Source organism: Microcoleus sp. B3-D2 (assembly GCF_036705345.1).
Lineage (GTDB): Bacteria > Cyanobacteriota > Cyanobacteriia > Cyanobacteriales > Microcoleaceae > Microcoleus.
On record NZ_JAUBUG010000007.1, the window covers coordinates 45904 to 58164 of the forward strand.

General features: G+C 45.6%; 12 protein-coding genes. 8 read left to right on the forward strand and 4 right to left on the reverse strand.

The window, feature by feature from the left end:
- The first annotated feature begins 318 nt into the window (after positions 1–318).
- The 5 genes from QUB14_RS04330 to QUB14_RS04350 all read left to right on the forward strand — a co-directional run bounded on the left by QUB14_RS04330 (position 319) and on the right by QUB14_RS04350 (position 4269).
- Positions 319–2514: a nitrate reductase gene (locus tag QUB14_RS04330; protein WP_333214629.1), complete on the forward strand. Its 2196-nt coding sequence runs from the start codon at positions 319–321 to the stop codon at positions 2512–2514.
- Between the two features lie 19 nt (positions 2515–2533).
- Positions 2534–2689, forward strand: coding sequence for a hypothetical protein (locus QUB14_RS04335; protein ID WP_333214627.1), 156 nt, complete (start codon positions 2534–2536; stop codon positions 2687–2689).
- Complete coding sequence (locus tag QUB14_RS04340; RefSeq protein ID WP_333214624.1) at positions 2676–3122, forward strand: hypothetical protein; 447 nt, start codon at positions 2676–2678, stop codon at positions 3120–3122. The genes QUB14_RS04335 and QUB14_RS04340 overlap by 14 nt, the downstream gene beginning before the upstream one ends.
- A gap of 16 nt (positions 3123–3138) precedes the next feature.
- The gene (locus QUB14_RS04345) at positions 3139–3450 is read left to right on the forward strand and encodes an RNA recognition motif domain-containing protein (RefSeq protein WP_332948676.1); all 312 of its coding nucleotides are present in this window, start codon (positions 3139–3141) and stop codon (positions 3448–3450) included.
- 360 nt (positions 3451–3810) lie between these two features.
- Positions 3811–4269, forward strand: coding sequence for a phosphate-starvation-inducible PsiE family protein (locus QUB14_RS04350; protein ID WP_333214622.1), 459 nt, complete (start codon positions 3811–3813; stop codon positions 4267–4269).
- A gap of 170 nt (positions 4270–4439) precedes the next feature.
- Here QUB14_RS04350 and rimM read toward each other — a convergent pair whose 3' ends face one another.
- The 3 genes from rimM to QUB14_RS04365 all read right to left on the reverse strand — a co-directional run bounded on the left by rimM (position 4440) and on the right by QUB14_RS04365 (position 7311).
- The gene (rimM, locus tag QUB14_RS04355; RefSeq protein WP_333214620.1) at positions 4440–5081 is read right to left on the reverse strand and encodes a ribosome maturation factor RimM; all 642 of its coding nucleotides are present in this window, start codon (positions 5079–5081) and stop codon (positions 4440–4442) included.
- 171 nt (positions 5082–5252) lie between these two features.
- Positions 5253–5885: a response regulator transcription factor gene (locus QUB14_RS04360; protein WP_333214618.1), complete on the reverse strand. Its 633-nt coding sequence runs from the start codon at positions 5883–5885 to the stop codon at positions 5253–5255.
- Between the two features lie 151 nt (positions 5886–6036).
- Positions 6037–7311, reverse strand: coding sequence for a molybdenum cofactor synthesis domain-containing protein (locus QUB14_RS04365; RefSeq protein ID WP_333214616.1), 1275 nt, complete (start codon positions 7309–7311; stop codon positions 6037–6039).
- Positions 7312–7428: 117 nt separating this feature from the next.
- Between QUB14_RS04365 and QUB14_RS04370 the strand changes: the two genes are divergently transcribed.
- The 3 genes from QUB14_RS04370 to cobO all read left to right on the forward strand — a co-directional run bounded on the left by QUB14_RS04370 (position 7429) and on the right by cobO (position 9599).
- The gene (locus QUB14_RS04370) at positions 7429–8046 is read left to right on the forward strand and encodes a hypothetical protein (RefSeq protein WP_333214614.1); all 618 of its coding nucleotides are present in this window, start codon (positions 7429–7431) and stop codon (positions 8044–8046) included.
- 291 nt (positions 8047–8337) lie between these two features.
- Complete coding sequence (locus QUB14_RS04375; protein WP_333214611.1) at positions 8338–8916, forward strand: Uma2 family endonuclease; 579 nt, start codon at positions 8338–8340, stop codon at positions 8914–8916.
- Between the two features lie 59 nt (positions 8917–8975).
- Positions 8976–9599: a cob(I)yrinic acid a,c-diamide adenosyltransferase gene (cobO, locus tag QUB14_RS04380; RefSeq protein WP_333214609.1), complete on the forward strand. Its 624-nt coding sequence runs from the start codon at positions 8976–8978 to the stop codon at positions 9597–9599.
- A gap of 49 nt (positions 9600–9648) precedes the next feature.
- Here the strand turns inward: cobO and QUB14_RS04385 are convergent, their stop codons facing one another.
- Positions 9649–12186, reverse strand: coding sequence for a CHASE4 domain-containing protein (locus QUB14_RS04385; protein WP_333214607.1), 2538 nt, complete (start codon positions 12184–12186; stop codon positions 9649–9651).
- Positions 12187–12261: the final 75 nt, after the last annotated feature.

Here is a 12261-nt window from a genome sequence, read left to right on the forward strand (position 1 = left end):
GTAGTAGCGGTCGCTGTTTTAACTAGGCAAAAATTCCTCTTAGCCCCCCTTCTTGGGGGTGACAAGAGTTAGGTTAGAATTTCCTCTGTTTGAGGAAGATTTAGTAGCAGCCAGAAGCTGACTACAAGCCAGAGCAAGCGCGATTTTTAGTAAGATAGCGGGTAATTTTAAATCAGGGTATTGTCCGTTTCTGGGAAGTATATATGGGAAAATTTAGTAATAATTGATATGTTATTTGCAGGAGCCCTCTGTTCCGGCTATAATGACAAATTACGAATTACCTATTAGCTTTCAAAAATTAGCATCTAAAATCAACAGATGGAAACTATAAAAACTCTTTGCCCTTACTGCGGTGTAGGTTGCGGTCTAGAAGTTGTTCCCGACAAAAAACAAAGTTGGAAAGTGCGGGGCGATCGCAATCACCCATCGAGTCAGGGCATGGTTTGTATTAAGGGAGCAACCGTAGCAGAGTCCATTCGGAGCGATCGGCTACTGTATCCAATGATGCGAGATACTCTCGACCAACCGTTCCGCCGCGCTAGCTGGGACGAAGCTCTTGATGCAATTGTTAATCGCATCCAAACAATTCGCAGCACCAGCGGCCCCGATGCTTTGTGCGTTTACGGTTCGGGTCAATTCGCAACAGAAGATTATTATATTGCCCAGAAACTAATGAAAGGTTGTCTGGGTACTAATAATTTTGATGCTAATTCTCGCTTGTGTATGTCTTCAGCAGTCTCTGGATACGTTCAAAGCTTTGGCTCGGACGGGCCGCCTTGCTGTTACGACGATTTAGAATTAACAGATTGCGCTTTTATTATCGGCAGCAATACAGCGGAATGCCATCCGATTGTATTTAATCGATTAGCAAAATACCACAAAAAAAATCCCAATGTCAAGATGATTGTGGTAGATCCAAGGCGGACTCCGACTGCTGAAGCGGCGGATTTGCACTTAGCAATTAAACCAGGTACAGATATAGATTTGCTTAACGGAATTGCATATTTGCTGTTAGGCAGGCAAGCAATAGATCCTGAGTTTATTGAAGAATGCACGGCGAATTTTTCAGCTTTTGCTGAGGTTATTAGCAGCTACACGCCGGAGTTTGTAGCCTCGCGCTGCGGCATTACTGTCAGCGAGTTAGAAACGGCGGCCAACTACTGGGAACAGTCGCAGCGGGTTTTGTCGCTGTGGTCGATGGGGATGAACCAGTCGTCGGAAGGCACGGCAAAGGTGCGATCGCTGATTAATTTGCACTTGATGACCGGTCAAATCGGCAAACCGGGAAGTGGCCCGTTTTCCCTCACCGGGCAGCCAAACGCGATGGGAGGGCGGGAAGCCGGAGGACTCTCTCACTTGCTCCCAGGCTACCGATTTGTGAAAAATACCGAACACAGAACCCAAGTCGAGGAGTTTTGGGGAATCGCACCGGGAAGCATTTCCCCGAATCCGGGCCGCACAGCTTGGGAGATGATTACCGGTTTGGAAACTGGCGATGTCGAGTTGCTGTGGATTGCAGCTACTAATCCGGTGGTGAGTATGCCGGATTTGGAACGCACTAAAGCCGCTTTGCTGCGATCGCCCTTTACTATTTATCAAGAAGCTTACTATCCCACTGAAACCTCGGCCTACGCTCACATCCTGCTGCCGGCAACGCAGTGGAGCGAAAAAACCGGAGTAATGACAAATTCCGAACGCCGCGTTACCTTTTGTCCCGGTTTCGACACTCCCTCCGGGGAAGCCCGCGACGACTGGAGCATTTTCGCCGAGGTGGGACGGCGGTTGGGTTTTGCCGAACACTTTGCTTTCGAGAACAGTGCGGAGGTTTTTACAGAGTACGCGCAGTTGACGCGCGGCCAGCCTTGCGACATGACCGGTCTGAGCCACGAATACATCCGCCAAGAAGGGCCACAGCAGTGGCCTTGCCGGGAAAACGAGCCTGTGCATCCAGCGAACGAAGCGAAACGGCTGTATACTGACAGGCGTTTTCACACTCCTGATGCGCGGGCGAGATTTTCGGCCTATCACTCCCGGGGACTGGCAGAACCTCCCGATCCGAACTATCCGTTTGTGTTAACGACAGGAAGAGTTTACGGACACTGGCACACGATGACGCGGACGGGTAGAACAGAAAAAATTAATCAATTGCACCCGGACCCGTTTTTGGAAATTCACCCCCGCGATGCTGCCAAATTGCAGATTAAGGAGGGGGATTTGCTGGAAGTTCGATCGCGCCGCGGCAAGGCGCAGTTTCCGGCAAAACTCACAAAGGCGATCGCCCCGGGTACGCTATTTGTACCCATGCACTGGGGTTCTCTGTGGGCTGAAGGTGCTGAAGCCAATGCTATGACTCATGCTGCAAGCTGTCCAGATTCCAAACAGCCCGAGTTAAAAGCTTGTGCGGTGCAGTTGGTGCTGGTTGGGGCAGAAACTGCGGCGGAAGTTGGATCAGAAGTTGCAGCAGAAGTTGAGGAATTTAATTGGGCAAAATCCACCCTCGCCGTCACTTCTTGAGCTGCCGTCCAACTACGGGATGTTACAACTCACCGAAGAACGAGCGGGAAGCCCCGGGCGATCGACATGGGGAGGAACCGGGTTGATGTTCGGCGAGACGTTCGACAAGCGCTTAGTCAATCGCTCTGAGCCGAACGATTTGAGATTTACTCCACAGATAGATGTGGGATTTTGAACAAGAGTCTAAAATTGGGCTCTCTCCAAGACAGGAGTCGGAGGCTTGTATCCGTTTTTCGGGTAACAACCTCTTTCGATCGAGCAATTTTGTGTCCAGACGCGCCCTACACATAAATCTTAAATCCCAAATCCCAGATCTAAAACCTAAAATCGTTATGCCATTAGACAGCCTAAAAACTGGGTTTCCCCGGCAGAGCCCGGGAACAAGAAAAATTAAATTTATTTATTCTGAGTTGTTCCTTCTTGATTGGGGGTTTTTGCTTCCGCAGAATGCCTTCTGGCGAATAGCTTCTGCTTTCTTTTTAATTAATCGAGTCAGACAATTGCCGTTTGCACCTCAAGGTGCTATGATGGTTTTACAAGGCTTTATTTTCGGCAGTACAGTTCGTTCGATCGGCGTTCCTCCGGATTTAAATCTCTACACACTCTGATTCTGGAGAATGTTCAATGTCAATCTATGTCGGCAATTTATCCTACGAAGTAACGCAGGAGCACCTCAACCAAACTTTTGGAGAGTACGGAACAGTAAAGCGCGTTCAGTTGCCTGCTGACCGGGAAACAGGTCGGATGCGGGGCTTCGCTTTTGTAGAAATGTCTACTGAAGCAGAAGAAGCCGCAGCCATTGAGGCTCTTGACGGTGCTGAGTGGATGGGTCGCGACCTCAAGGTCAATAAGGCAAAACCCCGCGAAGAACGTGGTTCTTCTAACAGCGGTAACTGGGGTAACAACGATCGCGGTGGCAATTCTCGTCGCTACTAAACCACCCGAGCTAAATTTTTAGCTATCTTGTATATTGCGTCGGAGCAAGCTGGGAATCAACAATCATTCTCTGTTGAGAATGGATAGTTAGTTCAGTGATTGCACCTCGCCTTGAAAGCCTCAAAATATTGCTAGACAATAGTTTGAGGCTTTTTTATGACAAAAATTATTAATCAGGAGTTCGATCGCGTGCGATCGATTCCTAGGTGACACGAAAAATTATAAAATATAACAGGTAGATAAAGAACCCTTGTCCAGCACCAGGGTGGCACAGCGAAACTAGGCAATCCCAGAGTTAAACCCTTGCAAAGTGTACCGAACAATGACAGAATCATCAAGAAAGATGACTAAATCACCGGTATGCTGAAAAAAATATTTAGGCAAATTTCTAAGTTAGGGAATGAAGAAAATTTTCTGCATTTTACGGAAAGTGTAGAGGTAATAATATCGAAAATTTTATCACTGGCGATGATTTTGGTAATTATCGTCAGCGTTTGCGATTTGCTGGTGTTTTTAGCAAAAGAATTGGTAAACCACAGTGATAATTTGTTAAAAGACACGTTGTTTGTCATATTTGGGTTATTTTTAAATGTTTTAATTGCTCTGGAAATCTTGGAAAATATTACAGCTTATCTGAAAAAGCACGTAATTCAAGTAGAGCTAGTTATTGTAACTTCTTTGATAGCAGTATCTCGAAAAATCATCATTCTTGACCTGGAAAAGAAAACAGCAACCGACTTGATTGGTTTGGCGACGGCAATTTTCGCGCTTTCTATCAGTTACTTGATAGTGCGGTACACAAATAAAGAAAAAGAGTAATATCGGGAATTGAGAAGTGGGAATTTTAAATAACTAATATAGCAATCCTCGCATCATTCGTGAATTGCTTACTGCCTCCCCTTACCAAGGGGAGGGTTGGGGTGAGGTAAAAAATTTACGACTTATTTAGAATTGCTCTATCATATCCGGTCGATTGACCAGAAATGATATTATTCCAATAAACCAGGAGGAGGCATAATTTCAATTCTGCCTTGTTCTAAGTCCACAACTGGCACAATCTCTTCCACAAAAGGAATCAAAATTTTTGTGGATTTAGGCTCTTTAACGCGAATATTCCGTGGTTTGCGGGTATTTCTGGGGTCAGCGTTGGCTTTGGGAGTTTCCGGCTGTTTTGGCTTTTCTAATTCTGCGGCGACAGTTTCCGGCGGCGTTAGATTCGTTTCTACTTCTAAAAGGTCGTTACCTGCAGGAATAATATCACTTACCTTGCCTAGGATTTCCCCGGTTAACTGGTTAAAAACTTCCATACCGATCAAATCTTGGACGTAAAACTCATCAGATTCTAGGTAAGGTCGATCGGTCTTTTCAACAAACAACTTACAGCCCCGCAGCGCCTCAGCACTATCGCGGTCTTCCACACCCTCTAGCTCTACAGCATACAGCCCTTTGCCGGGAATGTAGCGACCGCCCAAAAACTCGATCGGTTCCGGTTCACTTTTGTTAGGGCGCAAAATCCACCGCTTCCCCGGTTCGATAAACCTTTCCGGGAAATCCGAATCGGGATAGACTCGCACTTCCCCGTCCAAACCTTGAGCTGCTACAATTTTACCAATTTCTATCCACTCAGACATAGATTATATCACTCAAATTGCTAGTAATTGATAATGGGAATTTGGTGTTGGGAATTGGGAATCCGCAATGGGGAATTGGGAAGAAAGCAACTGAAAAATGTTGAATTATTTTTATTCCTTCTTGCCTCTTCCCTCTTCCTTCTTCCCTCTTCCTTCTTCCTTCTTCCTTCTTTACACTAATCCAGTTCTCAGCGCTACAACTGCTGCTTGCACGCGGTCATCCACTGCCAACTTATTCATAATACCGCGAACGTGAGTTTTAATCGTATTTGGACTCAAGTAAAGCGCCGCTGCTATCTCCGGATTGCTGTTACCTTCCACCATTAATTTTAACACCTCCAATTCCCGCTGCGACAACTGACCAAAAGTAGTTGTAGAGGCAGGTATCGGGGGTTTGAGGTGCTCGATGACAGTGCGCGCAATTTGAGGGTCAAGGTATGTAGCCCCCTCTGCTGCGGCTGCAATTGCTGCTAACAGCCTATCTATGGAAGCACCTTTAATACAATAAGCATCAGCACCACTAGAAAGGGCAGCAATAATTTCAGTTTCTGCCGTGTGAGAAGTTAACATTACTACTCTAACTTCTGGCAGTTGTGCTTTAATTTGCTGCGTCGCTGCTATGCCGTCCAGCCGCGGCAAACCGATATCCATTACAATAATATCAGGTTTTAGTTTCAGTGCGGCTGCTACGCCTAAATAGCCGTCTTCTGCTTGTCCTACTATTTCTATTTCTGGGGAATCGGCTAAAACTTGCTCTAATCCCAGTTGCATCATCGGGTCATCTTCAACAATTAAAATTCTCATAATACGAGGGAAGAAGGAAGAAGGAAGAGGGAAGAAGGAAGAAGGAAGAGGGAAGAAGGAAGAAGGAAGAGGGAAGAAGGAAGATTACTTAGTTGTTAATATTTTACATGAGCTTATACCGAACAAATAACAAATAACAAATAACAACTAACTAATGACTAACTTTTAAAACCTCCACGAATTCGCCCGGTACAATCCAGGTGTCCGTTGGTGGCAAAACTGCTAAACCACTTGTATTGGCGAGGTTAATTAAATTCGCTGAATTTTGGCTGCCGCTAGCAGGTTCAAATTCCCACACTCCCGCAACTAAATGTAGTTTACCCCAAACATAAGTTTCGCGCCGGCCAGGCGATCGCAATTCAGCATTACACCTAGCTTTGACAAACTCCGGCCCCCAAGCATCCGCCGCAAGCCCAGACATCTTTCTCAAAGCAGGCACAACAAACCGCCAACAGCAGACTAAAGCCGAAACCGGATTTCCCGGCAAACCAAAATAGAGACAATCCGAACTAAAACTCGGAGAATCATCACTTTTTTCACCTCGTTTAAACTCAGCAACCGTTAAAGGTTTCCCCGGCTTAATCGCCACAGAACTAATGTGAACTTTTCCTCCCAAATTCGCCAAAATTTTCTCGACATAATCGTAGTCTCCTACCGAGACGCCCCCCGTAGAAAGCACCACATCCGCCGTCGCAACAGCCCGGGATATCGCCTTGTTTAAGGCATCTTCATTATCAGGAACAATCCCCAATCGAATCGGTTCAAATCCCATTTGGACCAACAAAACTGTCAAAGCATACTGATTCGAGTCTACCAGTTTCCCCGGTGCCAAAGGTTCGTCAGGCGATACCAATTCGTCACCAGTAGAAAAAATTGCCACCCGCAGCCGCCGATAAACGGGAACTTGAATGCACTGGGCAGTTGCTAACACCGCCATTTCTGGGGCGTTGATAACTGTACCGGGAGTTAGCAAAGGTGTTCCTGCTTGATAAAAAGCGCCTCCCGGCCTGACAAATGCTTGCGGTTTTTCAGGAGAAACTAAGATAAAAATGCGATCGCCCTCACGCCTTGTTTCTTCCTGCATTACCACCGTATCAGCACCCGCTGGCATCATAGCACCCGTAAAAATTCGCGCCGCTTGCCCCGATTGGACGGTATTTTGAGGCTGATATCCGGCTGGAATCTCTTCAACTACTTCGAGTACCACAGGTTTTTCGGCGCTACAGTTTTCCACATCAGCAAAGCGCACCGCGTACCCATCCATTGCCGAATTGTCCCAATAAGGAAAATCCCGGGAACCAGTGACGGCTGCTGCCAAAATGCGCCCCGATGCTGCCAGCAAGTCTACAGTTTCTACATCCCGCTGACTGTCGAGGGGTTGCGCCAAATTTAGAACGATCGATTCTGCTTCTTTCACTGACAGCATGACTGTCTCCTTATTTTGATAACACTCATGATTAAGTTTAGCAAAATCTCCAGAGATATTGGTGATATAATTTTTTTGTACTTTGGCAGTAAACCTAATTTTTGGTATTAATTGCTGATGACTATTTCTCGCTTGGTTGTCCGACTAAATTGTTTATCCTTCTTCCTAGTGGCGCTGCTGATAATTTTTACTCAACTTTCCGGCTTAAAAGTCAGCGATTTATTTTTTCACCCTTATTTTTCCCCCAATCCCAATGTCGCCTTGTTAACTCGGACTTTCCAGATTTTATGTTCTGTACCAGTCATTGTTTGTACTTTTACCTATAAATTAGCTCAAAGTATTCAACCGCGCACTTCAGAAAATCGATTTATTCTCTTTTCGGCTTTGTTAACAGGTGGATTTTTACTAAATGAAATTTACAGAATTCATATATATATGGTAGCACTGGGAATTCCCAAGCTAGGAGTAAGTCTTTTGTACGCCGTTGTTTTGTCATCCTACGGATGGTTTTTTCGGCGAGAACTACAGTTTACTCCCTACCAAATACTGTTAGCTGGTTTGGGCTTGTTGTTTTTTGCGATCGGCGTGGATTCCCTGCATTTAAAAAACAAGATAGTCTCCAGTTTACTAGAGGGAGTACCTAAATTGTTTAGCGAAATCAACATTGCGTTTTATTATTGGTATGTCTGTAAGTGTTTCCTCCTCAAAGCTTTTTATAAAAATTTTGAGAGTTAGTTATAAGTAGATGATATAATGATATCACCACTGCCTCCCAAAAACTACCACTCAAATCTTCCTTCCCACATCAATAATATTTACCTCATCTGCATCGCTCGGCATTTATCCGCATATAGCAATCCTAAATCATTCAGATAAATTTGTAGGGGTAGTGCCTTTCTTTGCCTACCCCCTATCTATCGGGGCAACCACGGGGGGATTGCCCCTACAATAATTACGCAAATCATTTAGGATTGCTATAGATAGATTATGTGGCTTAAAAATTCCAACGCATCCTGATAAAATACCATGATAGCAGTTACCATCAACTTCAACTCGATAGTTAAACTAACCGACGACCAATTTTATCAACTGTGTCGCGAAAACCCCGATGTCAAATTTGAACGCAACGCCAAAGGAGAAATAATCATCATGCCACCTACGGGAGGAGAAACCGGAAGTTATAACTCAGAAATTAATGCAGATTTTGTGATTTGGAACCGACAAACCAAACTGGGAATTTGTTTCGATTCTTCAACTTGCTTCAAACTGCCCAGCGGTGCAAATCGTTCTCCCGATGTCTCTTGGATAAAAAAGGAAAGATGGGACGCACTTACTCCCGAACAAAAACAAAAATTCCCTCCCATCGCCCCAGATTTTGTCTTGGAATTAATGTCGCCCACCGATAGTTTAAAAGATACCCAAGACAAAATGCAAGAATACATGAACAACCAAGTAAAACTAGGTTGGTTAATCAACCGCAAAAGCCGCCGAGTCGAAATCTATCGCCAAGGACAAGAAGTAGAAATACTGGAATCTCCCGCCGAACTTTCAGGAGAAGATGTTTTGCCCGGTTTCGTGCTAAACTTGCAGCTAGTCTGGCAATAACTAAAAAGTCTGCATCCATCAGCGTCTATTGGCGTTCATCTGCGGTTAAAAAAAATCTAATGGAAACTAAAGAAACAACTTCCCTAACAGCCGAACAGCACAAACAGAAAATGCAGCGCCGCCAAGAAGTCCAGGCGCAGCGAATCGCTAACTCCTCAAAAGAAAAAGGTTTAATTATAGTCAATACTGGTAACGGGAAAGGCAAAACTACAGCCGCTTTGGGAATGGTTGTGCGATCGCTCGGTCACGGATACCGCGTCGCTATAGTACAATTTATTAAGGGAGCTTGGGAACCCGCAGAAAAAGCCGTTTTTCAACTCTGGGAAAAACAGCTAGAATTTCACGCAATGGGGGAAGGCTTTACCTGGGACACGCAAAACCGCGATCGAGATATCGAAACAGCTCAAAAAGCCTGGGAAAAATCCCTAACTTTCATCTGCAATCCCGAATTTAAATTAGTTCTTCTAGATGAAGTCAATATAGCCTTAAAACTAGGTTATTTGCAAGTCGAGCAAGTGCTTTCCGGGTTAGAACAAAAACCAGAAGAAACCCACATTATTTTAACAGGCAGAGGCGCCCCGCCAGCGCTAATTGAACGGGCAGACTTGGTGACAGAAATGACTTTAGTTAAGCATCCATTCCGAGAACAAGGGATTAAAGCTCAACCAGGCATTGAGTATTAATGTTGTTTGTAGTCAAGACTTTTGCGCCCCTCTAAAATTTAAAAAAGAGCTATGCTGGCAACATCAGAGTAAAAGTTGACCCCTTGCCAAACTCGCTACTCACAGTAATTTCTCCCCCCAGCATCTGAGAGTATTTCTGCGCTATTGCCAAGCCCAAACCCGTACCTCCGTACTTGCGGGTAGTCGAAGCATCAGCTTGCGTAAAAGGTTGAAATAACTTTTGTAGCTGTTCAGGAGTAATCCCAATCCCCGTATCAGTACACTTAATAATTAACTGTTCCCAGTTCCCACTATTCTCGTTATTTTTTATTCTTTCAACGCTGAGTGTAACTGTTCCTTTATGAGTAAACTTAGCTGCATTACTGAGCAAATTAAACAAAATTTGAGTAAACTTAGTTTGATCGGAATACAATTCGCCAATATTATTAGGACACTCCACATTCAGGCGATTAGTGTTTCGCAAAAATAGCGGTTCAACAGTTCTGACTACATCTTGAACTGCCTCCGAAACGTCAAAAGTTTCTAATTCAAGTTCCGCGTGACCGGCTTCAATCTTCGACAAGTCCAGAATATCATTAATTAAGGAAAGTAAAAGCTGGCCTGAATTGTGAATTCTCTCCAAATCCGATACAAAATTTTCTTCGCCCAAATCTAAAGCCTCTTCTTGCAGAATCTCGCTGTAACCTATAATCGCATTCAGAGGAGTTCGCAGTTCGTGGCTCATGTTAGCCAAAAACTGACTTTTAGCCAAACTAGCTGCTTCTGCGGCTTCCTTTGCCTTGTAGAGTTCTGCCTCGGCTTGCAAGCGGTCGGTCACGTCGTGAGCAAGCACTAATTCAGCATTTCTGCTATCAAATACCAGAGCATAAGAAGTAATTTCTACATCAATAATTGTTCCGTCTTTTTTCTGGTGCTGCCACACACCTGCAAACTCAATACCGGCATCTACTTGGGAGATATTTTCTAGCAATCTCGGCAGCTCTTGGGAGGGACGAATGTCCGCAACGGTCATGTTGAGAAATTCGTCGCGAGTGTAGCCGTAGTGTTGGACAGCAGCCTGATTGACGGCTATAAATTCTAGAGTTTCTAAATCGTAAACCCACATCGGATGGGGGTTATTTTTAAACAAAAGTCTGTAGCGTTCTTCGGAGGCTCGCAGTTCGGCTTCGGCTTGTTTGCGCTCGGTAATGTCGCGGACAACCGTGCAAATAATCTCGCGGCCGCCGTAGGAAATCACGCTCCCGCTCACTTCCACGTCCACGCAGGAACCGTCTCGGCGGCGGTAGAGAACTTCGCCAATTCTGAATTGTTTGTTCGTCAGCAGCAACTCGATATTGTTGTCAATTATGTCTTTAGAGTAAGCGATGATATCGTAAATAGTTAGTTGCGAAATCGCATCCAGACTGTAATCGAGCAAGTCTCTAAACGCTGTATTGGCTTCCAAAAGGCGTTTGGTTTGAGCGTCCCATAGGAAAATACAATCTGTAGCTTGCTCGACTACGGCTCGATAGCGGGCTTTTTCCTCAAGTTGTTCGCTTTCGGCGATCGCGATCGCACTCAACATTCCATTGATAGTATGGGCAAGGTCGGACAACTCATCTTCCCCCGTCACCGGCAGTCGCACCGAGAGGTCTTGGCTGCTGCTGATGCGGTTCACTGCTTTCGCCAAACCGCTCAACCGAGATAGCACCAGACGCTCTAGCAGTAGCAGAGTGCACCCGACCAACCCAACTCCCGCTAACGCTACAGACCCCAGCAGGTACAGCAAACTAATTTGACCTTGCCGATATATTTCTCTGGGGATATCCACCCGCAATAGCAGCGCAGGTTGGTTGTAAATATCGCGGATCAAAGTGTAACCCGCGATCGACTCTTCGCTTAAAGGACGCACCAAAATCGGCTTTTTTTCCGACAGTTTCTCCCGCGCTTTCTGAAAGTCAGCAGGCAACCCAGGCTCATTAACGCTGTGTACGATTAGCGGCAAGCGAGTAATTTTAGAAAGCTTCGCAATGCCCGCAGCATCCAAGTTGCGCCCGAATATCAGCGTACCTCGGATCGGGCCGGTGCTTTTAGTCCTGACAATTGGCCGGGAAGTAATCAGTATTGGCCCTGACGGTAGCAGCAGGATACCAGCGAGGCTGCTTTTGGCGTTGCGGTGCTGCAACAGCGGGTCGCTGAGAGAAATGCGCCGTTTTAATGCTTCTGGAACAGGCGTTAATTTCAGCTTTTCGCTGTCTAAACCCCTACCGTAAACTATTTGGCCAGAAGTATTGACAAATACGGCTATATTAACTCTTATATTAGCCAGCCCTTCTGGAATTAAATTGGAGGCAATGAATTTTGAGTTGCGGTTTTGGATAAAATCGTAGGTGTCGTTCCAGGCCGACCAGTCGGCAAAGCGCGAGTTGAAGTCGTCTGCCGTTTGCCCGAATACGCTGAGCACTCCCTTGACAACCTGTGTGGCTTCTTGTTCCTCTGCTTTGATCAGGCTGCCCAAGAGGATGCTTGAGGAGGCGACATACAGAATGCCAGTCAATGCAGCGATGGTAATGCCAACGATCGATAGTGTTTTCCGACGCAGTTTCATCTTGCCATGTGTGTGGTGTCCGTCCGAAATTCTAAACTCAGGAGCAATTTTACTGCTGTTTCCTGAACCCTGAGC